The following is a 21,514-nucleotide window of genomic DNA, read 5'->3' as shown; positions in this document are numbered from 1 at the left end:
GGGGTCGTCAGGGTTTGCGCTTGAGGATGTCGCGTGCGAGCACGTAGACCACCAGCAGGTTGATCACCAGCACGGTCCAGGAGGCCCAGCCGGGATGGCGGGCGATGGCATACACATCGAAGGGCAGGTAGATGCCGGCTGATACGCAGCCCAGCCAGGACGCCCAGGCCTTGGCACGCCACAGGCCCCAGGCTTCCACCAGGTGCAGCAGGGCATAGGCGAGCATCGCCGCCGCCGCCAGATGCACCGCGTCGGGACTGATCATGTTGAGCAGCGAGGGCAGGGTGCCGTGATCGGGGTCCAGGCTGAAACGCCGGATCAGGGCATTGATCCCATCGCGCAGTGGCTGCGGACCGAGCATTTCCAGCCCGGTCGCCGCCAGCAGTGCAAGCACCGCCTTGCCCGTTTCGAGCAAGGCGATGACATGCAGCCCCGGATGCCGTTTCGGATCCGGGTTGTAAGCGGTCTGGCTCACGTGTCGGCTCAGCCGCCGCGCGAGGCCTTCTTGCGATCGCTTTCGGTCAGCCCCTTCTTGCGCAGGCGGATTTCCTTCGGCGTGATCTCGACCAGCTCGTCGTCTTCGATGAAGTCCAGGGCCTGCTCCAGCGAGTACTTGATCGCCGGGGTCAGCTGGATCGCATCGTCCTTGCCCGAAGCGCGCATGTTGGTCAGCGGCTTGGTCTTGATCGCGTTGACGGTCAGGTCGTTGTCCTTGGAGTGGATACCGATCAGCTGGCCTTCGTACACGTTGTCGCCTTCAGCAGCGAACAGCTTGCCGCGTTCCTGCAGCGGTCCCAGCGAGTAAGCGGGGGTGGCGCCCGGCGCATTGGCGATCATCACGCCGTTCTGGCGCTTGGCGATGCTGCCCTGTTCCTTCGGACCGTAATGGTCGAAGACGTGGAACAGCAGGCCCGAGCCCTGGGTCAGGGTCTTGAACTCGTTCTGGAAACCGATCAGGCCACGGGCCGGGATCTGGTATTCCAGGCGCACGCGGCCCTTGCCGTCCGGTTCCATGTTCTTCAGCTGGCCCTTGCGCATGCCCAGCTTTTCCATGACGCCGCCCTGGTGCTGTTCTTCGATGTCCACCACCAGCTGCTCGATCGGCTCCATGGCCTGGCCGTCGATCTGCTTGATGATGACTTCCGGGCGCGACACGGCCAGCTCGTAGCCTTCGCGACGCATGTTCTCGATCAGCACCGACAGGTGCAGTTCGCCACGGCCGGAGACCAGGAACTTGTCGGCGTCTTCCAGCTGTTCGACCTTCAGGGCCACGTTGTGGACCTGCTCGCGGTCCAGGCGGTCCTTGATCTGGCGGCTGGTCAGGAACTTGCCACCGGACAGGTCCTTGTTGCCGGCGAACGGCGAGTTGTTGACCTGGAAGGTCATCGAGATCGTCGGTTCATCGACGGTCAGCGCCGGCAGCGCTTCCGGGGTTTCCGGATGGCACAGGGTGTCGGAGATGGTCAGCTCGGCGATGCCGGAGATGGCGACGATGTCACCGGCTTCGGCGGTGTCCTGCTCGATGCGCTCCAGGCCCAGGAAGCCCAGCACCTGGCCAACCTTGCCGTTGCGCTTCTTGCCTTCGCGGTCGATCACTGCAACCTGCATGCCCTTCTTCAGGGTGCCACGCTGGATGCGGCCGATGCCGATCACGCCGACGAAGTTGTTGTAGTCCAGCTGGCTGATGCGCATCTGGAACGGGCCTTCCGGATCCACTTCCGGCTTCGGCGCGTGCTGCATGATGGCTTCGTACAGCGGGGTCATGTCGCCGTCGCGGACGCTGTCTTCCAGGCCGGCATAGCCGTTCAGGGCCGAGGCGTAGACGATCGGGAAGTCGAGCTGCTCATTGGTGGCGCCGAGCTTGTCGAACAGGTCGAAGACCTGGTCGATCACCCACTCCGGACGCGAGCCCGGACGGTCGACCTTGTTGACCACCACGATCGGCTTGAAGCCCATCGCGAAGGCCTTCTGGGTCACGAAGCGGGTCTGCGGCATCGGGCCGTCCATCGCGTCGACGAGGATCAGCACGGTGTCGACCATCGACAGCACGCGCTCCACTTCGCCGCCGAAGTCGGCGTGTCCGGGGGTATCGACGATGTTGATCCGGTTCTTGATACCGGTCTTCTTGTCTTCCCAGGTGATGGCCGTGTTCTTGGCCAGGATGGTGATGCCGCGTTCCTTTTCCTGGTCGTTGCTGTCCATCACGCGCTCGGCGAGGACGGTACGCTCGGACAGGGTGCCGGACTGCTTCAGCAGCTGATCGACCAGGGTGGTCTTGCCATGGTCGACGTGCGCGACGATGGCGATGTTGCGAAGATTTTCGATGGACATGCGAAAGGGGGCCAGTCGGCGCCGGATTTGGAAAAAGAAGTCCATCATCATACCGCGATCCGGGCGTTTGGCGAAAACCTTGTTTCACCGGCCGCCCGATCCCCATTCAGGCGGAGCCGCGGCGCCTCCATTTCCTCGGTGGGGCGGGGTCGGGGCAGGCCACACAGGACACGCCGTAAACCCTTCCATGGGGGCTTCAGTTCGGCTCCTGCCTCACAGAGTCCTGTGTGGCCTGCCCCGACCCCGCCTGCGAGTTCTCCGTGCCCCGGCGGCACAAGCGCAGCAAGCTTGACTGCCCTTGCCCTTGCCCTTGCCTTCCGTCCCCCCACAGCAGCGGCCATCTGTCTGGCGGGGTGGGAGGGGGCGGTGCGGGGCCGTTAGAGCCGCATGGATGCGGCGACGAGCCTACAAGGAGGTATTCACGGCGTGCCCCGCACCGCCCCCTCCCGCCCCGTACGGCGGCCCCACGAAAACACAGAACCGCTGCGAAATCTCCAACGATCGTCGTACCCGCGACCGAAACGGGACGGGTGTAAACTAGGGAGCTAGACCTTTCCAACCTGAATTCCTGAGGATCCGCATGTCCCTGATCGCTACTTTCGATACCACCCAGGGCCCGATCAAGGTCGAGCTGTTCGCCGACAAGGCACCGCTGACCGTGGCCAACTTCGTGAACCTGGTGAAGCATGGCTTCTATGACGGCCTGGTGTTCCACCGCGTCATCGCCGACTTCATGATCCAGGGCGGCTGCCCGCGCGGCCAGGGCACCGGCGACGCAGGCTACAAGTTCGAAGACGAAAAGAATGGTGTGAAGCACCAGGTCGGTTCGCTGTCGATGGCCAACGCCGGCCCGAACACCAACGGCAGCCAGTTCTTCATCACCCACATCAAGACCGACTGGCTGGACGGCAAGCACACCGTGTTCGGCCAGGTGCTGGAAGGCCAGGCCATCGTCGATTCGGTCAAGCAGGGTGATGTGATCCATTCGATCACCCTGGAAGGCGATACCGACGCCGTGCTGGCCGCCAAGGCCGACCGCGTCGCCGAGTGGAACAAGTCGATTCCCTCGCGCGCCTGATCCCCTTTGAAACGGCCACCCTGCGGTGGCCGTTTTCATGATCCCCCGCCGCCTGCCAGGCCGCCCGGCCACGCCCGCGGTTCAAATCCAACGCTCGCAAGCTAGAGGAAACCCCCATGAAAGCACCCGTTCGTGTTGCCGTGACCGGCGCTGCCGGCCAGATCGGCTACGCCCTGCTGTTCCGCATCGCCTCCGGCGAAATGCTCGGCAAGGACCAGCCGGTCATCCTGCAGCTGCTTGAGCTGCCGGTGGAAAAGGCCCAGGCCGCGCTGAAGGGCGTGATCATGGAACTGGAAGACTGCGCCTTCCCGCTGCTGGCCGGCATCGTCGGTACCGACAACGCCGAAGTGGCGTTCAAGGACGTCGACGTGGCCCTGCTGGTCGGCGCGCGTCCGCGCGGCCCGGGCATGGAGCGCGCCGATCTGCTGCAGGCCAACGCGGAAATCTTCACCGCGCAGGGCGCCGCCCTGAACAAGGTCGCCAAGCGTGACGTCAAGGTGCTGGTGGTCGGCAACCCGGCCAACACCAATGCCTACATCGCGATGAAGTCGGCGCCGGACCTGAACCCGCGCAACTTCACCGCCATGCTGCGCCTGGACCACAACCGCGCGCTGAGCCAGCTGTCGACCAAGCTCGGCAAGCCGGTGGGTGGCATGGAAAAGCTGGTCGTGTGGGGCAACCACAGCCCGACCATGTATCCGGATTACCGTTTCGCCACCGCCGATGGCGCGTCCATCGCCGATGCCATCAACGACCAGGACTGGAACGCCGGCACCTTCATCCCGACCGTGGGCAAGCGCGGCGCGGCGATCATCGAAGCCCGGGGTTCGTCCTCGGCCGCTTCGGCTGCCAACGCCGCCATCGACCACATCCGTGACTGGGTGCTGGGCAGCAACGGCAAGTGGCTGACCATGGGCGTGCCGTCCGACGGTTCCTACGGCATTCCGGAAGGCGTGATCTTCGGCTTCCCGGTCACCACCGAGAATGGCGAGTACACGCTGGTCAAGGACCTGCCGATCGACGAGTTCAGCCAGAAGTACATCGACAAGACCCTGGCCGAGCTGGAAGACGAGCGTTCGGCCGTGGCGCACCTGCTGGGCTGATCCACCCGTTTGATGGTTGCGAAGAAACGCCGGGCTTGTCCTGGCGTTTTTTTTGCGCCTGGTGGTGGCGCGGCGAACGGGTGGGACCCCCTCGCGGGTGGCTGTTGTTTGAAGCCGCAGCTGGGGGTGGGCCGGGCGGTGGGGCTGGTCGGGGGACGCGCAAGAGCCGCTCCTGCGGGCCTCGTTTCGCGCCATCCATGGCGCTCAACGCCCCCGCCCAGCCCCACCGCCCGGCCCCCTGACAGGTTCCGGGTGCCGTCATCCGCGGAATAGAAAAAGTAAAGGCAGGGGTCAGAGTCCTTTCGCTGCGCGAAAGGACTCTGACCCCATCTTTCCCTGCGTTCTTTTTTGCGTCTGGTGGTGGCGCGGCGAACGGGTGGGACCCCCTCGCGGGTGGCTGTTGTTTGAAGCCGCAGCTGGGGGTGGGCCGGGCGGGGAGGCTATGCGGGGCACGCGCAAGTACGTCCGTGTAGCTCTTCGCGCCTCCTGCCGCTCAAGGCCCCGCATAGCCTCCCTGCCCGGCCCCTGACAGGTTCCGGGTGCCGCCACCCGCGTAATAGAAAAAGGAAAGGCAGGGGTCAGGGTCCTTTCGCTTTGCGAAAGGACCCTGACCCCATCTTTCCTCCTCCGCCGACCATGGGTCGGCGCTACCAGGGCCTCCATGGACCTGTCGAAGGTGGGGCGGGGTGGGTTGGCGGGAACGCTCATCCGCATGGATGCGGATGGCGAGCCTACATGGACGTATTCACGGCGATTCCCGCCAACCCACCCCGCCCCGCCCAACCCACACCCCTGCAGGGCTTTTGACGTTGACGTTGACGTTGACCTACGACCAAGGTCGGGGCGTTCGCACCGCTGCTTGCGCTCTATGCTCGATCCCATGACTTTGTCTGGGAGGGCTGTGTCATGGACTACGAAGAAACCTACCGCCGTTCGATCGACGAGCCGGAGGCATTCTGGGGCGAAGAAGCCAATCGCATCTACTGGCACAAGCCGCCACGGCAGGTGCTCGACTACAGCAATCCGCCATTCCGGCGCTGGTATGTCGGGGGCGAAACCAACCTCTGCTACAACGCCGTCGACCGCCACCTGGCCGAACGTCCCGACCAGCTCGCGCTGGTCGCGGTGTCCACCGAAACCGGCACCACGCGCGAAATCACCTATCGCCAGCTGTACCGCGAAGTGAACGATTTCGCCGCCGTGCTGAAGCGGTTGGACGTCGGCCATGGGGACCGCGTGGTCATCTACATGCCGAACATGGCCGAGGCGGTCTTTGCCATGCTTGCCTGCGCCCGCATCGGCGCCGTGCACTCGGTGGTGTTCGGCGGCTTTGCCGCGCACAACCTGGCCCTGCGCATCGACGATGCACGGCCGAAGCTGCTGATCGCCGCCGATGCCGGCATGCGGGGCGGCAAGCTCATTCCCTACAAGGGCATGGTCGATGCGGCCTGCGCCGAAGCGCAGAATCCGCCCCCGCATGTGCTGATCGTGTCGCGCGGGCTGGACCCGGCCGAACCGCGCCAGGCGGGGCGCGACGTGGACTACGCCACCCTGCGTGCCGAGATCGGGGAGGTCGATGTACCCGTGCAGTGGCTGGAATCCAGCGAGCCGAGCTACCTGCTGTATACGTCCGGCACCACCGGCAAGCCGAAAGGCGTGCAGCGCGATGTCGGTGGCTATGCGGTGGCGATGGCCCAGTCGATGCAGACCGTGTTCGACTGCCAGCCGGGCCAGGTGATGTTCTCCACCTCCGACGTCGGCTGGGCGGTGGGGCACTCCTACAACGTATATGGTCCGCTGATCGGCGGCTGTACGTCGCTGCTGTACGAAGGGCTGCCGACCAACCCGGATCCGGGCATCTGGTGGGCGCTGTGCGAGCAGTACAACGTGCGCACGCTGTTCTCCTCGCCGACCGCGATCCGCGTTCTGAAGAAGCACGACGTCGACTTCATCCGCCGGCATGACCTGAAGGCGCTGAAGTACATCTTCCTGGCTGGCGAGCCGCTGGACGAGCCCACCGCCCACTGGGCCAACGAAGCACTGGGCAAGCCGATCATCGACAACTACTGGCAGACCGAAACCGGTTGGCCCGCGCTCACGCTGCTACCGGGACTGGACATGAAACCGGTGCGCTTCGGCTCGCCCGGGTTCCCCAACCTGGGGTACCGGATGAAGGTGATCGACGAGAACACCGGGGGGGAGGTCGCGCCGGGGCAGAAGGGCGTGCTGGTCATGACCCCGCCGCTGCCGCCGGGCTGCATGAGCACGGTCTGGAATGATGATGCGCGTTTCCTGCAGAGTTACTTCAGCCACTTCAAGGAGTTGCTGTACAGCTCGCTGGACTGGGCGATCCGCGACGAGGACGGCTATACCTTCATCCTGGGACGCACCGACGATGTGATCAACGTCGCCGGCCACCGCCTGGGGACGCGCGAGATAGAAGAGGCGATCTCCGGTCATCCGCGCGTGGCCGAGGCGGCCGTGATCGGGGTCAAGGACGAACTCAAGGGGCAGGTGCCGCTGGTGTTCGTGACCCTCAAGCAAGGCCTCAACGGTGAAGATCCGGCCCCGGTGGTGGCGGAAATGATGGCGGCGGTGACCACCTCGCTGGGCGCGGTAGCGCGGCCGGCGCACATCCACGTGGTCAACGCACTGCCCAAGACCCGCTCCGGCAAGCTGCTGCGGCGCTCGCTGCAGGCCCTGGCAGAGCAGCGCGATCCGGGCGACCTGTCCACCCTGGACGACCCGGCGGCCTTGGATGAGATCCGGCGCGCACTGGGACGCTGAACCGTCCGCGGGGACAGGAGGCGGCAACGCTCCGGACCCCGCGCAAAGGGCGTGTTGCAGTGCAGCTCCGCCGGCTGCCCGACTGCGCTAAGCTCGGCCTGTCATCGCGCTGCCACACAGCGCCGCGCCTGGGGGATCAGGCGTGGCTGCCGCAGCCGAGGGCATTGGGAGTCCAGACAGGGGGTACACCGATGGCGCTGCTGCATGCCAAGACGGCCGCTGGCCGTCAGGAAATCGATGATCGCGCGCGGCGCTTGCCTGCCGCCCTCCGATCAATTCTTTTGATGGTCGACGGCCAGCGCGATGATGATGTGCTGCGTGCGCTGCTGCCGGGCCTGCGTGCACCGCCGGACGCACTGGAACAACTGGCCGCACAGGGACTGATCGAGAAGGTCGGTGGCACGGCGGCGCCGACACGCCCCGCGGCGCTGACCGAAGGTCGCGGCCAGGACCCGGAGCTGTATCGCATCCTCCACGACTGGATGAGTGCATCGGTGCGCCGCCACCTCGGCCTGAAGGGGTACTTCATGCAGTTGAAGATCGAGCGCTGCACCGATGCGGCGGCGCTGGAGCAGCTGCTGCCGGACATGGTGGCGGCCATCGGCAAGGCCCGCAGCAGCGCGCTGGCCTCGCGGTGGCTGGATGAAACACGACAACAGCTCGAACCGGTAGCGATCAGCTAGCGGGTGAATGGATCGGCCCGGGATGCATGTAAGGTTCAATCGAACTGACGCATTTTGCCTGCGTGTCGGCGGCCAGCTGGGCTAAAGTGAGCGCCCGGGTCGTCCAGGTTCCATCGTGCAGATTGCTTCCGCTTCCGAGCGTGCCACCACCATGACCGACGATAACGGTACGCCTGGCTGGGATGCCATCAGCCAGGCCTTGGGCGCAGTGCATCCCCGCCAGGTGCCACGTCACTTCGGCACGGCGCTGCCATGGACCCTCGGCGGCAAGGACCCGCTGGATGGGGTCAGCGTCTACTGGAGTGAACAGGGTCGCCCGCATTGGCACTACGTCAGCTACGGGCTGTCGGAACTGTTCGACAAGGAAAGCGACGACGCCGAGGTCAGCGGCTTCGGCTTCGAACTGACCTTCCGGCTGGCTGCTGCAGCCGGCAGCACCGAGGCGGACAGCCCGCCGACCTGGCCGATGAGCCTGCTGCAGAACCTGGCGCGCTATGTGTTCCAGACCGGCAACGTGCTGGAGGCGGGCCATCACCTGGACGCCAACGGACCGATTGCCGCCGATCACGCCACGGCACTGCGCCACCTTGCCTTCATCGAAGACCCGCAGCTGCCACCGCGCGATACTCCCAACGGCCGTCTGCAGTTCCTGCAGGCAGTGGGCCTGACCGATGACGAGCATGCCGCGATCCTGCGCGGGTCGACCGGCGCTGTGCTGGAGGCGCTGGAACCGGTCATGCCCTTGTGGATCACCGACCTCGGCCGCGCCTGTGCGCTGTCCAATGCCGATCTGGCCGCGCGCGTCGCTGCAGGTTCCCAGGCGCAGGGCGCGGCCACCGGCCTGCTGCTGGTGGAGATGCTGGACTGGCAGGACGGCGATGCGTCCGGCAGCACCACCCTGGTGCTCGGGGCAGGGCAGGCCGAGCCCCTGAGGGAGCTGCTGGAGGTACGCCTTGCTGCTGGCCTGCCGCTGGAGATCGTCGGCCCGCGCAAGCGCTGGACGTTTGAACGGGGCGAGCAGGACCGCATGCAGGGCGATGACCTGCAGCGCACCTGCGTGCTTTCGCCGGGCGCATGGGAGCGCCTGCGGCTGGCGCTCAGGCCCGTGGCCGACGTGACGCGGATCTCCGATGTGCTGTCGATCGATATCCGGCGCTCCTGTCTTCGCGACAGCGAAGGAAAACCCCTGCGCTTCATCGGCTGAAACTGCCGCAGCGTGCCGCGGGGTATCCCTGGCGATTCGCCCCGGTGGGCAAGGTGCAATGTCCGTGCGGCCATCGTCCGGTCGCGTCTGAGACAGGAATGCAGCCCATGAAGCGTCAAGTGGATGGCAGCGCCGTTTCGATCCTCCTCGTCGTGGCTGTGGCGGTAGTCGGCGCGCTGGCGTTATCGGGCCACGCACACGCCCACGGCGCGCTCGCCTCGCCCATCGCCCGGCAATACCTGTGCTTCAAGGAGCGCGGTTACGACTGGCCCGCCGACGGCAGTGGAATACCCGGTGCGGACTGCCGACAGGCTTTCCGGGAGACGATGGATCCATGGCCGTTCCAGCAGTGGAACGAGCTGTCAGCGAATCCGCAGGACATGGGCGACACCCTGGAAAAGATCAAGGCGGCCGTTCCCGATGGGCTGCTGTGTGCCGGCGGCGATGTGCGCAAGCGCGGCCTGGACCAGGCCACCCAGCCCTGGAGGGCCCAGCCGGTCACCCCCGATGCGCAGGGGCGGCTGGAGCTGGTGTGGGACCTCACCCAGGCGCACAACCCGTCGTGGATGAGGGTATTCCTGTCCAAGCCGTCGTATGACGGCAGCCGGGCGCTGCGCTGGGACGACCTGGAAGAAATCTACAACGAAGATGCGCCGCAACCCGTGCCGGGCACGCCGTATCCGACATACACCGTGAAGTTGCCCCTCCCTGCGGACCGGGCCGGCCGCGCCGTGCTGTACCACTACTGGCAGCGCGACGATGCCGGCAACGAGGGCTTTTTCAACTGCACCGATATTGATATCCAGCGCTGAGCGGCCGGCCTGCGCGGGGCAGCGTTGCCGCGCGCGGGTCCGGCAGGCCGGGGCTCAGGCCAGCCCTTCAGCCTGCAAGGCGGCCTGCACGCCGGCGTCGGCGTCCATGCGCTTCTTGTACGCGGCAAGATGCTCCAGGCCGGACAGGTCGACCTTCGCCGCGGCGGCCCAGCGCAGGGTGATGTAGAAGTAGGGATCGGCGAAGCTGCGGAATCCCGCCAGCCATGGCTTGTCGGCCAGCTGCGCATCGGCCTGTTCGAAGATCCCGCGCAGGCGCTTGTGCGCGGCCGCAGCCAGTGCTTCCTTCTGCCCTTCATCGGCCAGGAACTTGCCCGGCGCAAACAGCGGGGAGAACGCCGGGTGCACGTCGGAATTGACGAAGGACAGCCAACGGGCCGCTTCGGCACGCTGGCGCGGACTGCCATCGCCTGCCAGGCCTGCCTGCGGATGGGTATCGGCGATATAGCCCATGATCGCCGCGTTCTGGGTCAGCACGAAATCGCCATCGACCAGCGCGGGCACCGAACCGACCGGGTTGATCTTCAGGAACGCCGGGCTCTTCAGGGATTCACGATCCAGCAGTTCAACCTCGAACGGCTGGCCGGTCCATTGCAGGGCGATGTGGTCGGCGGTGGAACAGGCACCGGGCTTGCTGTACAGCTTCATGGGAACTCCGCGCGGGATAGGTGGCATCAGGCCAACACTATCGCGGAGCCCGCAGCGCGCGGCAATGACGCGCTGGCACAACAGTCCGTTACGACTGGCGCGGCTTGAGGCTCTGCACCTTGTAGAAGGTGTGATCGCCGATGGTGGCGACCTGGTAGGCATTGCGCCAGCTCGGGCTGGCGATCGACAGCGCCGCGAAGTGGCTGGCACCGGGCACGATCTCCTTGCGCTCGCTGACCGGCAGCGCCCAGTTGCGTTCGGCATCGAAGGCGACGCTCATCGCTTCGCGCCACGCGGCGTCATTGGCGAGCTGGGTACCGGGGGCGACGATGGTCGGGGCAAACTGCTTGCGCGCCGTCACCACCTGGCACATCGAGTCTCCCCACAGGCCGCTGTCACGGCGACGCAGGGCCACTTCGGCGACGGCCTGCTGGCCACGCACGGTCTGGTCGCGGGCTTCCAGGTAAACGGTCGTGCTCAGGCACAACGAATCAGCGGCCGGCTGCGGCAACAACTGCGACAGCCAGAGAATCCAGGCCAGTTTCATATAACTCCTTGCTCCGTATGGGCCGGACCTGGCGGTTCCGTCGGCGTCATGGCCGGCAGAGGCGGGGGTACGACTTGGCGTCATGGGGAGGCGACCATCGGGGTCACCCCGTGGGCGGCCACGAAGAGTGATCGACGATCGATCAGGCGGGCCGCACCTGCTCACCGGAACTGGGTGGTGAGCGGGAAAGTTGGCGCAAGGTAAGGGGGTATTTCGCAACGCATCCTGAATCAATCGGGTTGACATTCAGGTTCGGGGCAGGGTCGGAAAGCGAATCCGAGTGCCCCTATTCATGTTTCTCAGAGGGCCGCGGCGACCCGGCTGCCCTGGTCGATCGCACGCTTTGCATCCAGTTCCGCGGCGACATCGGCACCGCCGATCAGCTGCGCCACGATGCCGGCAGCAGCGAGCTCGTCGCGCAGGCTGCGGTTCGATTCCTGACCCGCGCAGATCACCACGTGATCGACATCCAGCAGCTGTTCCACACCCTCCACGCGGATATGCAGGCCGGCATCGTCCACGCCCAGGTACTCCACGCCGCCCAGCTGGGTCACGCCCTTGGCCTTCAGCGTGGCGCGGTGGATCCAGCCGGTGGTCTTGCCCAGCCTGGCGCCCGGACGGCCGGCACTGCGCTGCAGCAGCCAGAGCTTGCGCGGAGAAGGAACCACGACCGGGCGGGCGAGCGCGCCGCGCGATTCAAAGCTCGGGTCCACGCCCCATTCGGCCATCCAGCTCGCCGTGTCCAGCGACGGCGACGGGCCCGCATGGCTGAGGAATTCGCCGACATCGAAGCCGATGCCGCCGGCGCCGATGATCGCCGCGCGCGGCCCCACCGTGACGCGGCCGAGCAGCACGTCCAGGTAGTCCACCACCTTGGCGTGCCCGGCACCGGGAAAATCGACCTTGCGCGGCAGGATGCCGGTGGCCAGCACCACCTCGTCGAAGCCGGCCAGCGCGGCGGCTCCGACGCGGCTGCCGAGCCGCAGCTGCACGCCGGTTTCCTCCAGCTTGTGGCGGAAGTAACGCAGGGTCTCGTGGAACTCTTCCTTGCCCGGGATCCGCTTGGCCACGTTGAACTGGCCCCCGATCTCGTCGTGCGCGTCGAACAGGGTGACGTGGTGGCCGCGCTCGGCGGCGACGGTCGCGCAGGCCAGGCCGGCCGGTCCCGCCCCCACCACCGCGATGCGCCGCGGCGTTGCGGTGGGTCGATACACCAGCTCGGTTTCGTGCGCGGCGCGCGGATTGACCAGGCAGCTGGCCAGCTTGTTGTCGAACACGTGGTCCAGGCAGGCCTGGTTGCAGGCAATGCAGGTATTGATGCGTTCGGGGCGGCCGGCACGTGCTTTGTTGGGCCACTGCGGATCGGCCAGCAGCGGACGCGCCAGCGACACCATGTCGGCGCCGCCGCTGGCCAGGATCCGTTCGGCCACGTCCGGCATGTTGATCCGGTTGGTGGCCACCAGCGGTACGTTGACGTGTGGCTTGAGCTTGGCGGTCACCCCGGCGAAGGCGCCGCGTGGCACCGAGGTGGCGATGGTCGGAATGCGCGCTTCGTGCCAGCCGATGCCCGTGTTGATCAGGGTGGCGCCGGCCGCTTCGATGGCCTGCGCCTGGGCGATGATTTCCTGCCAGTTGCTGCCATCGCTGACCAGGTCGACCAGTGACAGCCGGTAGATGATGATGAGGTCCGGGCCGCAGGCTTCGCGGATGCGGCGCACGATTTCCACTGCGAATCGCATGCGCTGCGCGGCATCGCCACCCCACTTGTCGGAGCGGGTGTTGGTGCGTGGGGCGACGAATTCATTGATCAGGTAGCCCTCCGAGCCCATCACTTCCACGCCGTCGTAGCCGGCATCACGGGCCAGCCGCGCGCTGCGCGCGTAATCGGCGATGTGCCGGTCCACGCCGCGGCTGGACAAGGCGCGCGGGGTGAACGGATTGATCGGTGCCTTCAGCTTCGATGGCGCCACCGATAACGGGTGGTAGGCATAGCGACCGGCATGCAGCAACTGCAGGCAGATCTTCGCCCCGTGCTGGTGGGCGGCTGCCGTGAGCTGGCGATGCGGGCGCACTTCCCATGGCCAGCTGAGCTTGCCGCCGAATGGCTTCAGCCAGCCGACCACGTTGGGCGCGAAGCCGCCGGTGACGATCAAGCCGACGCCGCCTTCGGCGCGCTCGGCGAAATAGGCGGCCAGGCGTGGGAAATCCCGGGCGCGGTCTTCCAGCCCGGTGTGCATGGAGCCCATCAGGATCCGGTTGCGCAACTGGGTGAAGCCCAGGTCGAGCGGGGTGAACAGGTGGGGGTAGGCGCTGTCGCTGGCTGGCGTCATCGTGGATACGCTTGCGTACGGAAGCGCCCAGCGTGCCGTGAATCGGCCTGCGTCGCAAGACGCGCTGCCGCAGCAAGCAGCCGGCGTTCGCCAACCGGGCGCGGGTCAGGCCGGTGGAATCACCGCCGGTGCCGCGCGCGGGGGCTTGCCGATGCCGAACCAGCCCAGCGTCATCCCGCACAGCGGCCCGATCAGCAGGGCAAAGGCCAACGTTCCCGGACCCACGTTCCCACCCAGCAGCCAGCCCACCAGCAACGCGCTGCCTTCGATCAGGCTGCGCACCTGCCAGATCGGCCAGCCGGTGCGGGCGTGCAGCCCGGTCATCAGCCCATCGCGCGGGCCAGGTCCGAGGCGCGCGCCGATATACAGGCCGGTGGCTACGGCGATCAGCAGCAGTCCGCCCGCAAACAGCGGCAACCGCAGCGACAGGCTTTCCACCACAGGCAGCAGCCACAGCCCGAACTGCGCAGCCGGACCGATCAGCAGCACGTTGAGCACGGTGCCCAGTCCAGGCTTCTGTCGCAGCGGCCACCACAGCAGCAGGACCACGGCCCCGATGACATTGGTGGCCAGTCCGAAGGACAGCGGCGTGTGGGCTGCGATGCCCTGTGACAGCACATCCCACGGCGCAACGCCGATGGCGGCCCGCACCATCAGCGAAATCCCGAAGCCATACAGGAAAAGGCCGGCAATCAACTGGATGAGGCGAAGCGGCAGGGAAGTGGGCATGGCACCAGGCCTCGGAGCGTCTGGTGCCACGATAGGTCGTGTAAAGGTCGAGAAACAGGTACAGCGATGCGGAATTTACGCAGCACAGTGTCGCCATGTAGCCGGGCAGATACAGCTGACGCTCCGTCGTGATCAGCGCGTTGTAGCCGTTCAGACTTGCCTGATGCATAAAGTTCCTCACGGCGCAGGCTGCCGGATGAACCCTTGACTTTCTGCCAAATCAAAATGTTGCGGTGCGAGACTGAAGCGCGGTAAAACCCTTGCCAGGCCTGCCTGTTGCGGTTTTTCATGATCCTGTATAGGGTGCAACCGCCGGTCCGGTGGAGGCCCGGCGCCCGTTTTTCACATGTTACGGGACTGTTAACATGGCCTTCACTCCCCTGAGCATAATGTTCGCGGCGGTGGCGTGCTGAATCGGCTGTCGTAGTGCTGGCCCATGCCTCTACCGGTTTCATACCCCCGATATAGGAGCTGTACTCAATGAACAAGAAGATCCTTACCGCCGCGCTGCTGGGTGGTCTGGCTTTCGCCCAGGCTGCTTCGGCACAGGAGTTTGACGACCGCTGGTACCTGACCGGTTCGGCTGGTTTCAACTTCCAGGACAGCGATCGCACCACCAACGATGCTCCGTTCGTGACCCTGGGCCTGGGCAAGTTCATCAGCCCGAACTGGTCGCTCGACGGTGAGCTGAACTATCAGAACCCGAACTTCGACGCCAACCAGGACCTGAACTGGTCGCAGTACGGCGCCTCGCTGGACCTGCGTCGCCACTTCGTGCAGGAAGGCCGTGGCTGGAACCCGTACCTGCTGTTCGGCCTGGGCTACCAGAAGTCGGAAGAAGAGTTCGCTGCTGTCGACGCCAATGGCCCGCGTGAGCGCAAGGACGGCAACTTCGCCGCCAAGCTCGGTGCCGGTCTGCAGACCACCTTCGACAAGCGCGTTGCCGTGCGTGCCGAAGTGGCCTACCGCGCTGACTTCGACGACAAGAGCGTTGCCGCTCCGAGCGAAGACTGGTTCGGCGACGTGCTGGCTTCGGTCGGCGTCGTGATCCCGCTGGGACCGGCTCCGGTCGCTGCCGTGCCGGCTCCGGCTCCGGTTGCTCCGAGCTGCGCCGACCTGGATGACGACGGTGACGGCGTCAACAACTGCGACGACAAGTGCCCGGATTCGCAGCCTGGCCAGACCATCGGTCCGGACGGTTGCCCGGTCCCGGTCTCCATCGATCTGAAGGGCGTGAACTTCGACTTCGACAAGGCCAACCTGCGTCCTGACGCAGTTGCGATCCTGAGCGAAGCCTCGCAGATCCTGACCCGTTACCCGGATCTGAAGGTTGAAGTTGCTGGTCACACCGACTCGAAGGGTTCCGACGAGTACAACCAGAAGCTGTCCGAGCGTCGTGCTACCGCCGTGTACAACTACCTGACCTCCAACGGCGTTGCTGCTTCGCGCCTGCAGGGCCCGGTCGGTTACGGCGAGAGCCGCCCGATTGCTCCGAACACCAATGCTGATGGTTCGGACAACCCGGAAGGCCGTGCGAAGAACCGTCGTACCGAGCTGAACGTCAAGAACTAAGTTCTGACGTTTCAACGGTAAGACACACAGCAGGACCCGGCTTCGGCCGGGTCTTGTTGTTTCTGCGCTATGGCGAGCTACCGTTTATCCGAAAAAAACAAAAAAACCAATGAGTTGGCGTATTCATTGAATGTAGGATCTTGAAAGCCGTTGTGTCGCTGTTAAACTCGCGCCACTCCCTACTTTTCTGGATGCTCCTCATGCTGCGCACTGCATCGGCCGTCGTCCTGGCCCTGGCCCTGGTTCCCGCCGCCCACGCTGCCGTGGACTGCTCGGTCTCGGCCAGCAGCGCCCCGCTGCCGTTGCCGGCCACCGCGATCGCACCGGTGGCGAGCGAGCTGTTCACCCGCAATTCGCGCCTGGGCATGCCCGCCGGCGTATTGACCACCAATTACGAACAGGCCCAGTCGCTGGACAGCGTCCTGCGTCGCCTGCGTATCGAAGGCTGCCAGAACGTGGCCAAGGCCATGCCGAGCGCACCGGCGGTGAGCCCGAACGACCCGGCCGCCTACAAGCCGCAGACCGCATTCGACAACACGCCGTGGCGCTTCGACATGAGCCAGAACGGCAAGCGCATGACTGCCGAAGAGTTCGACGCCTGGATGAAGGCGCGTGGCGTGCGCGTGGTCAAGGCACGCCCGGTACCGGCCACCGCGGTCGCTCCGGTTGCCCCGGTGGAAGCCTCCGCCGAGACCAAGCCGGCTGACAAGAAGTAAGTGGGGGCAGGGCAGGACATGCGGCCACCGCGCCCACCTGCCCGTCCCTCTGCCCGTGCCCGCCCGATGGGCGCGCGCGCGGTCCCCGCACCAGGCGGAGGCGTTCGCCACGGACTGGCACGCGTGCTGTCCAAGGCAGGCCTGTGTTCGCGCACTGAAGCCGCGCGCTGGATCGCCGCCGGCCGCGTCAGCGTGGATGGACGCATCGTCCGCGATGCTGAGTTTCCGATCCAGGCCGGCCGCCAGCAGGTGCGCGTGGACGGCCAACCGCTGGATGCCGCGCCGCGGATCTACCTGATGCTCAACAAGCCGCGCGGCTTGGTCACCACGGTGCAGGACGAGCAGGGCCGCGATACGGTCTATCGCTGTTTCGACGGCGCCGGACTGCCGTGGCTGGCGCCGGTCGGACGCTTGGACAAGGCCAGCGAAGGGCTGCTGCTGTTCAGCAATGACCCGCAGTGGGCGGCCGCGCTGATGGATCCGGCGACCGGCCCGGACAAGACCTACCACGTGCAGGTGGATGGCATTCCGGACGCGCCGATGCTCGCCGCATTCTGCGCCGGTATCGAGGATGAAGGCGAGTTCCTCGCCGCGCGCGGGGTGACGCTGCTGCGCACCGGCGAAAAGACCAGCTGGTTGGAAGTGACGCTGGACGAAGGGCGTAATCGCCATATCCGCCGCCTGCTGGCGGCATTCGACCTGCAGGTGCTGCGGCTGGTCCGCATCGGCATCGGCGGGCTGCAGCTCGGCGAACTGCCCAAGGGCCAGTGGCGGATGCTGCAGATGGAAGACCAGCGGCAACTGGAGGCCGCTGCAGGACCGGGCTGAGACCCGCGGCCGACGCCTGGCGTCGGTCCCGCTCCGGGCGCAAGGGGGGCCCGGCTTTGCATTTACTGAAAGAGGTATCCCACCGTGTTGCGTTCCCTGACCTCTCCGCTGCGCCTGGCCCTGCTGCTGCCCTTGGCGGCCCTGGCCGCCTGCAGCCACAAGAAAGAACTGGCCAAGGCCCCGCCACCGCCGCCGCAGGACATCATCGAAGTACGCGTCCCCGAACTGGACGGGCGGGGCAGCTACCGCTTCAACATGAGCGAAGGCGACAAGAAGATGTCCGCCGACGAGTTCGACGCCTGGATGAAAGCCAACGGCATCCGCGTCGCCAAGGGCCGCTGACCCAAAAAAGGGGACGGAGGGCATTAAGTCGTATCCAGCCTGTACCGGCTGGATACGACTTAATGCCCTCCGTCCCCTTTTTGTCAGATCACCCCGAGTTCGCGGCCGATGCGGGTGAAGGCGTCGATGGCGCGGTCCAGGTGTTCGCGGGTGTGCGCGGCGCTGATCTGCGTGCGGATGCGCGCCTGGCCCTTGGGCACCACCGGGAAGAAGAAGCCGATCGCGTAGATGCCTTCTTCGAGCAGGCGCTCGGCGAACTTCTGCGCCAACGGTGCGTCGTACAGCATCACCGGGCTGATCGGGTGCACGCCGGGCTTCACGTCGAAGCCGGCCGCGACCATTTTTTCGCGGAAATACGTGGTGTTGGCCACCAGCGTTCCGCGCAGGTCGTCAGCGGCGGCCAGCATCTCGAAGGCCTTGATGCCGGCGGCCACCACGTGCGGCGGCAGCGAGTTGGAGAACAGGTACGGGCGCGAACGCTGGCGCAGCAGTTCGATCACTTCGGCCTTGGCCGTGGTGAAGCCGCCCAGCGCCCCGCCCATCGCCTTGCCGAGGGTGCCGGTGATGATGTCGATCTTCTCCAGCACGCCCTTCACTTCGGCCGAACCGCGGCCGGTGGCGCCCAGGAAGCCGGTCGCATGGCATTCGTCGATATGCACCAGCGCGCCGTACTTCTGTGCCAGCGCGGTGATCTCGTCCAGCGGGGCGATGAAGCCGTCCATCGAGAACACGCCGTCGGTGGTGATCAGCTTGGTGCGGCAGCCGGCCGCATCGGCGGCCTGCAGCTGCGCTTCCAGATCGGCCATGTCGCAGTTGGCGTAGCGGAAGCGCTTGGCCTTGCACAGGCGCACGCCGTCGATGATCGAGGCGTGGTTGAGGCTGTCGGAAATGATCGCATCCTGCTCGCCCAGCAGCGGCTCGAACAGGCCGCCATTGGCATCGAAGCAGGCCGCATACAGGATGGTGTCCTGCTTGCCGAAGAAGCCGGCAATCTGCGCTTCCAGCTGCTTGTGCAGGTCCTGGGTACCGCAGATGAAGCGCACCGACGCCATGCCGAAGCCGTGGCTGTCCAGCGCATCCTTCGCAGCCTGGATAAGGTCCGGATGGTCGGCCAGGCCCAAGTAGTTGTTGGCGCAGAAATTCAGCACCGTGCGGCCGTCTTCCAGGGTGATCTCCGCCGACTGCGGGCTGGTGATGATCCGCTCGGACTTGAACAGGCCCTGGGCGCGGATGGCGTCCAGTTCCTCGGCGTAATGGCGGGTCAGGTCAGGCGAGGATTCGGTCATGGCGGCAGCATGGCTCAACACGGGAAAACGAGGATTTTACCTGCCCCGGCCACGGAAGGGCGGCGGGGCAGGGAGCACGAACGTGTTGCGTTGCAATATCAAACAGGTTAAAAAACCGTGAACCGGATGGATTCGTGCAGCCGGTCAGCGCCACGCCCCATGTCCCTCCTCCCCCGCCATTGCCCCTTCGGAGACGCCCATGAAGCACGCCGTCCGTTGTCTTGCCGCTGCTGCTGTCCTGTCCCTCGCCTCGTTCGCCGCCAGCGCGCAGGAAGCGGAGTCGCCCTACAGCTGGAACGTCACCGCCGTGTCCGATTACGTCTTCCGTGGCGTGTCGCAGACCGACGAAGACCCGACCCTGCAGGCCGGCTTCACCTACACCAGCCCGGTTGGCCTGTATGCCGGTGTGTGGGGGTCGGGCGTGGACTTCGGGCCGGGCGACCCGAGCACCGAAGTGGACTTCCTGATCGGTTACGGCTTCGACGTCACCGACAACGTCAACTTCGACGTGCTGTTCAACCGCTATACCTACCCCGGTGCCAGCGAGCTCAACTACAACGAGCTGATCACCACCACCACCTTCGCCGAGCAGTACAAGCTCACCGTGGCCTACACCAACGACCTGTCCGGTTCGGATACCAAGAGCTGGTATTACGCCGTCGGGGGGGAATGGGCGCTGCCGCAGGAGTTCACCCTGGCGGCCAACGTCGGACGTACCTCGCTTGAGACCGATTTCGGCAAGGACTACACCGATTTCAACATCGGCGTCAGCCGTCAGTTCGGCCTGTTCAACCTCGGCCTGGGCTTCCACGGCACCGATGGCGCCGGCCGTGACAACAACGGCTACCTGGCCGACAACCGCGTGGTGTTCACCGTCGGCGTCGGCAAGTAAGCAGGCTGCGCGCTCAGGCGCAGCTGGATCGCAGCTGGTTCACCACGAAGAAGGCGCCCTTGCGGGCGCCTTCTTCAATTGCTGTACCTATGTTCCCGCTGGAGTGGAGCCCCCTTGATGTTCAAGGGCGCGCGCCGACAGGCGCGGGGACAAGGAAACATGCGCGGACTGATCCGGCGTGCCGAAGGCACGACGAATCAGTTCCAGCTCAGCACCACCTTGCCGGCCTTGCCTTCTTCCATCAGGTCAAAGCCCTTCTGGAAGTCATCGATCGGCAGCTGGTGGGTCATCACCTTGCCGAGCGGGAAGCCGGACAGCACCAGCTGGGTCATCTTGTACCAGGTCTCGTACATCTTGCGGCCGTAGATGCCCTGCACGGTCAGGCCCTTGAAGATGATCTTGTCCCAGTCGCAGCCAGCGCCCCGCGGCATGATGCCGAGCATGGCGATCTTGCCGCCGTGGTACATGCAGTCCAGCATGTCGTTGAACGCACGCGGGTTGCCGCTCATTTCCAGGCCCACGTCGAAGCCCTCCATGTGCAGTTCCTTCATCACGTCCTTCAGCGACTGGTTGGCCACGTTCACCACGCGCGTGGCGCCCATGTCGGCAGCCAGCTTCAGGCGGAAATCGTTGACGTCGGTGACCACCACGTTGCGCGCGCCGATGTGCTTGCAGATGCCGGCGGCGATGATGCCGATCGGGCCGGCGCCGGTGATCAACACGTCCTCGCCGATCACGTTGAACTCCAGCGCGCAGTGCGCGGCGTTGCCGTAGGGATCGAAGAAGGCGGCCAGCTCGGACGGGATCTGGTCCGGGATCGGCCACAGGTTGGTGGCCGGCATCACCATGTATTCGGCGAAGGCGCCGTTCACGTTGACGCCGATGCCGACGGTGTTCGGGCACAGGTGCTGGCGACCGCCCCGGCAGTTGCGGCAGTGGCCGCAGACGATGTGGCCTTCGGCCGAAACGCGCTGGCCGACCTCATAGCCGGTGACCGCACTGCCGAGCGCAGCAACTCGGCCGACGAACTCATGGCCGATGGTCAGGCCGGGCTTGATGGTGCGCTGGCTCCATTCGTCCCACAGGTAGATATGCAGGTCCGTCCCGCAGATGGCGGTCTTTTCCAGCTTGATCAGGACCTCGTTGGGACCCGGCACCGGCACCGGCACTTCTTCCAGCCAGATGCCCTTGGCGGCTTCGCGCTTGACCAGCGCCTTCATCGTTTGTGCCATCTCGGTGGAACTCACAGGGGGAAAGATGGCGCGGATTATAAAGCCGCCGGCGCCCGCGCCATGTTGCAGCGCGGGCCGTCCGACGCAAATCCGCCAAACATGGCCGTCGCAACCCAGGCCACCGTCACCTGTCGAAGGCGGGGCGGGATGGCTGTGCAGGACCGTCTTTTCGCATGGATGCGAAAAGCGAGCCCCCATGGACGGGTTAACGGCGTGTCCTGCACAGCCACCCCGCCGCGCCAGCACGCAGCCCAGGCTTTTGACCTTGACGCCCCGCCAGCACGACGCAGCCCCGGCTTCTGACCCTGATGCCCCGCCAGCCCGCAGGCAGGGCGACCCATGACCTCCGGGCATCCTGCCGAAGCCGGGCGGCGGG

The 21,514-nt window shown here is 65.8% G+C and carries 19 protein-coding genes; 11 read left to right on the top strand and 8 right to left on the bottom strand.

The genetic code is table 11. The features are described from left to right. Positions 1 to 7 precede the first annotated feature (7 nt). Both QE373_RS14600 and typA read right to left on the bottom strand, forming a co-directional pair. On the bottom strand, positions 8 to 475 hold the full coding sequence (locus QE373_RS14600) for a DUF2127 domain-containing protein (RefSeq protein ID WP_123700513.1): 468 nt from the start codon (positions 473 to 475) through the stop codon (positions 8 to 10). Between the two features lie 8 nt (positions 476 to 483). After that, positions 484 to 2,331 (bottom strand): translational GTPase TypA, encoded by a 1,848-nt coding sequence (gene typA / locus QE373_RS14595; RefSeq protein WP_057508941.1) that lies wholly within the window; start codon positions 2,329 to 2,331, stop codon positions 484 to 486. A 580-nt stretch (positions 2,332 to 2,911) separates the two neighbouring features. Here typA and QE373_RS14590 point away from each other — a divergent pair. The 6 genes from QE373_RS14590 (at position 2,912) to QE373_RS14565 (ending at position 9,998) form a co-directional block, all read left to right on the top strand. Next, positions 2,912 to 3,409, top strand: coding sequence for a peptidylprolyl isomerase (locus QE373_RS14590; RefSeq protein WP_057687625.1), 498 nt, complete (start codon positions 2,912 to 2,914; stop codon positions 3,407 to 3,409). A 116-nt stretch (positions 3,410 to 3,525) separates the two neighbouring features. Then, positions 3,526 to 4,512 (top strand): malate dehydrogenase, encoded by a 987-nt coding sequence (locus QE373_RS14585; RefSeq protein WP_057687624.1) that lies wholly within the window; start codon positions 3,526 to 3,528, stop codon positions 4,510 to 4,512. Between the two features lie 906 nt (positions 4,513 to 5,418). Beyond that, positions 5,419 to 7,299 carry a propionate--CoA ligase gene (prpE, locus tag QE373_RS14580; protein WP_309687821.1) on the top strand — a complete coding sequence of 627 codons (1,881 nt, stop codon included), beginning with the start codon at positions 5,419 to 5,421 and terminating at the stop codon, positions 7,297 to 7,299. A gap of 191 nt (positions 7,300 to 7,490) precedes the next feature. Further along, the gene (locus tag QE373_RS14575) at positions 7,491 to 7,982 is read left to right on the top strand and encodes a hypothetical protein (RefSeq protein WP_309687817.1); all 492 of its coding nucleotides are present in this window, start codon (positions 7,491 to 7,493) and stop codon (positions 7,980 to 7,982) included. Positions 7,983 to 8,097: 115 nt separating this feature from the next. Continuing rightward, positions 8,098 to 9,186 (top strand): suppressor of fused domain protein, encoded by a 1,089-nt coding sequence (locus QE373_RS14570; protein ID WP_309687814.1) that lies wholly within the window; start codon positions 8,098 to 8,100, stop codon positions 9,184 to 9,186. Between the two features lie 107 nt (positions 9,187 to 9,293). Beyond that, the gene (locus QE373_RS14565; protein ID WP_309687812.1) at positions 9,294 to 9,998 is read left to right on the top strand and encodes a lytic polysaccharide monooxygenase; all 705 of its coding nucleotides are present in this window, start codon (positions 9,294 to 9,296) and stop codon (positions 9,996 to 9,998) included. Between the two features lie 54 nt (positions 9,999 to 10,052). On the opposite strand, the gene QE373_RS14560 is transcribed toward QE373_RS14565, so the two are convergent. From QE373_RS14560 to QE373_RS14545, 4 genes are all read right to left on the bottom strand, one after another. Continuing rightward, positions 10,053 to 10,664 carry a glutathione S-transferase N-terminal domain-containing protein gene (locus QE373_RS14560; RefSeq protein ID WP_057507015.1) on the bottom strand — a complete coding sequence of 204 codons (612 nt, stop codon included), beginning with the start codon at positions 10,662 to 10,664 and terminating at the stop codon, positions 10,053 to 10,055. 88 nt (positions 10,665 to 10,752) lie between these two features. Then, the gene (locus QE373_RS14555; RefSeq protein WP_309687808.1) at positions 10,753 to 11,211 is read right to left on the bottom strand and encodes a cell wall hydrolase; all 459 of its coding nucleotides are present in this window, start codon (positions 11,209 to 11,211) and stop codon (positions 10,753 to 10,755) included. A gap of 299 nt (positions 11,212 to 11,510) precedes the next feature. Further along, positions 11,511 to 13,541 (bottom strand): NADPH-dependent 2,4-dienoyl-CoA reductase, encoded by a 2,031-nt coding sequence (locus tag QE373_RS14550; protein WP_309687804.1) that lies wholly within the window; start codon positions 13,539 to 13,541, stop codon positions 11,511 to 11,513. Positions 13,542 to 13,646: 105 nt separating this feature from the next. Continuing rightward, on the bottom strand, positions 13,647 to 14,270 hold the full coding sequence (locus tag QE373_RS14545) for a hypothetical protein (protein ID WP_309687801.1): 624 nt from the start codon (positions 14,268 to 14,270) through the stop codon (positions 13,647 to 13,649). Positions 14,271 to 14,750: 480 nt separating this feature from the next. On the opposite strand from QE373_RS14545, the gene QE373_RS14540 reads away from it, so the two are divergent. The 4 genes from QE373_RS14540 (at position 14,751) to QE373_RS14525 (ending at position 17,728) form a co-directional block, all read left to right on the top strand. Further along, positions 14,751 to 15,842, top strand: coding sequence for an OmpA family protein (locus QE373_RS14540; RefSeq protein WP_309687798.1), 1,092 nt, complete (start codon positions 14,751 to 14,753; stop codon positions 15,840 to 15,842). Between the two features lie 200 nt (positions 15,843 to 16,042). After that, on the top strand, positions 16,043 to 16,558 hold the full coding sequence (locus tag QE373_RS14535; RefSeq protein ID WP_042615057.1) for a hypothetical protein: 516 nt from the start codon (positions 16,043 to 16,045) through the stop codon (positions 16,556 to 16,558). Positions 16,559 to 16,624: 66 nt separating this feature from the next. After that, positions 16,625 to 17,386 (top strand): pseudouridine synthase, encoded by a 762-nt coding sequence (locus QE373_RS14530; protein WP_309687791.1) that lies wholly within the window; start codon positions 16,625 to 16,627, stop codon positions 17,384 to 17,386. A gap of 84 nt (positions 17,387 to 17,470) precedes the next feature. Further along, positions 17,471 to 17,728: a hypothetical protein gene (locus QE373_RS14525; RefSeq protein ID WP_309687789.1), complete on the top strand. Its 258-nt coding sequence runs from the start codon at positions 17,471 to 17,473 to the stop codon at positions 17,726 to 17,728. A gap of 83 nt (positions 17,729 to 17,811) precedes the next feature. Here QE373_RS14525 and kbl read toward each other — a convergent pair whose 3' ends face one another. Continuing rightward, positions 17,812 to 19,014, bottom strand: a complete 1,203-nt coding sequence (gene kbl, locus QE373_RS14520; protein WP_309687787.1) for a glycine C-acetyltransferase — start codon at positions 19,012 to 19,014, stop codon at positions 17,812 to 17,814. Positions 19,015 to 19,213: 199 nt separating this feature from the next. On the opposite strand from kbl, the gene QE373_RS14515 reads away from it, so the two are divergent. Further along, entirely contained in the window at positions 19,214 to 19,906 is a 693-nt protein-coding gene (locus QE373_RS14515) for a TorF family putative porin (protein WP_057507007.1), read from the top strand. 197 nt (positions 19,907 to 20,103) lie between these two features. Here QE373_RS14515 and tdh read toward each other — a convergent pair whose 3' ends face one another. Next, positions 20,104 to 21,138 (bottom strand): L-threonine 3-dehydrogenase, encoded by a 1,035-nt coding sequence (gene tdh, locus QE373_RS14510; protein WP_182657610.1) that lies wholly within the window; start codon positions 21,136 to 21,138, stop codon positions 20,104 to 20,106. Positions 21,139 to 21,514 lie beyond the last annotated feature (376 nt).

This window comes from Stenotrophomonas sp. SORGH_AS_0321 (assembly GCF_031453215.1).
GTDB lineage: Bacteria > Pseudomonadota > Gammaproteobacteria > Xanthomonadales > Xanthomonadaceae > Stenotrophomonas > Stenotrophomonas chelatiphaga.
The sequence above is the reverse complement of the archived record's forward strand: the minus strand, read 5'-3'. Positions and strand labels throughout refer to the sequence as shown.

What these genes read in the sequence shown, in the direction of transcription:
- QE373_RS14535 (WP_042615057.1), top strand. Translation starts at nt 16,043, where the DNA reads ATGCTGCGCACTGCATCGGCCGTCGTCCTGGCCCTGGCCCTGGTTCCC.
- QE373_RS14515 (WP_057507007.1), top strand. Translation starts at nt 19,214, where the DNA reads ATGAAGCACGCCGTCCGTTGTCTTGCCGCTGCTGCTGTCCTGTCCCTC.
- QE373_RS14550 (WP_309687804.1), bottom strand. Translation starts at nt 13,541, where the DNA reads ATGACGCCAGCCAGCGACAGCGCCTACCCCCACCTGTTCACCCCGCTC.
- QE373_RS14560 (WP_057507015.1), bottom strand. Translation starts at nt 10,664, where the DNA reads ATGAAGCTGTACAGCAAGCCCGGTGCCTGTTCCACCGCCGACCACATC.
- QE373_RS14530 (WP_309687791.1), top strand. Translation starts at nt 16,625, where the DNA reads ATGGGCGCGCGCGCGGTCCCCGCACCAGGCGGAGGCGTTCGCCACGGA.
- QE373_RS14590 (WP_057687625.1), top strand. Translation starts at nt 2,912, where the DNA reads ATGTCCCTGATCGCTACTTTCGATACCACCCAGGGCCCGATCAAGGTC.
- QE373_RS14540 (WP_309687798.1), top strand. Translation starts at nt 14,751, where the DNA reads ATGAACAAGAAGATCCTTACCGCCGCGCTGCTGGGTGGTCTGGCTTTC.
- prpE (WP_309687821.1), top strand. Translation starts at nt 5,419, where the DNA reads ATGGACTACGAAGAAACCTACCGCCGTTCGATCGACGAGCCGGAGGCA.
- QE373_RS14555 (WP_309687808.1), bottom strand. Translation starts at nt 11,211, where the DNA reads ATGAAACTGGCCTGGATTCTCTGGCTGTCGCAGTTGTTGCCGCAGCCG.
- tdh (WP_182657610.1), bottom strand. Translation starts at nt 21,138, where the DNA reads ATGGCACAAACGATGAAGGCGCTGGTCAAGCGCGAAGCCGCCAAGGGC.
- QE373_RS14575 (WP_309687817.1), top strand. Translation starts at nt 7,491, where the DNA reads ATGGCGCTGCTGCATGCCAAGACGGCCGCTGGCCGTCAGGAAATCGAT.
- QE373_RS14565 (WP_309687812.1), top strand. Translation starts at nt 9,294, where the DNA reads ATGAAGCGTCAAGTGGATGGCAGCGCCGTTTCGATCCTCCTCGTCGTG.
- QE373_RS14585 (WP_057687624.1), top strand. Translation starts at nt 3,526, where the DNA reads ATGAAAGCACCCGTTCGTGTTGCCGTGACCGGCGCTGCCGGCCAGATC.
- kbl (WP_309687787.1), bottom strand. Translation starts at nt 19,014, where the DNA reads ATGACCGAATCCTCGCCTGACCTGACCCGCCATTACGCCGAGGAACTG.
- QE373_RS14545 (WP_309687801.1), bottom strand. Translation starts at nt 14,270, where the DNA reads ATGCCCACTTCCCTGCCGCTTCGCCTCATCCAGTTGATTGCCGGCCTT.
- typA (WP_057508941.1), bottom strand. Translation starts at nt 2,331, where the DNA reads ATGTCCATCGAAAATCTTCGCAACATCGCCATCGTCGCGCACGTCGAC.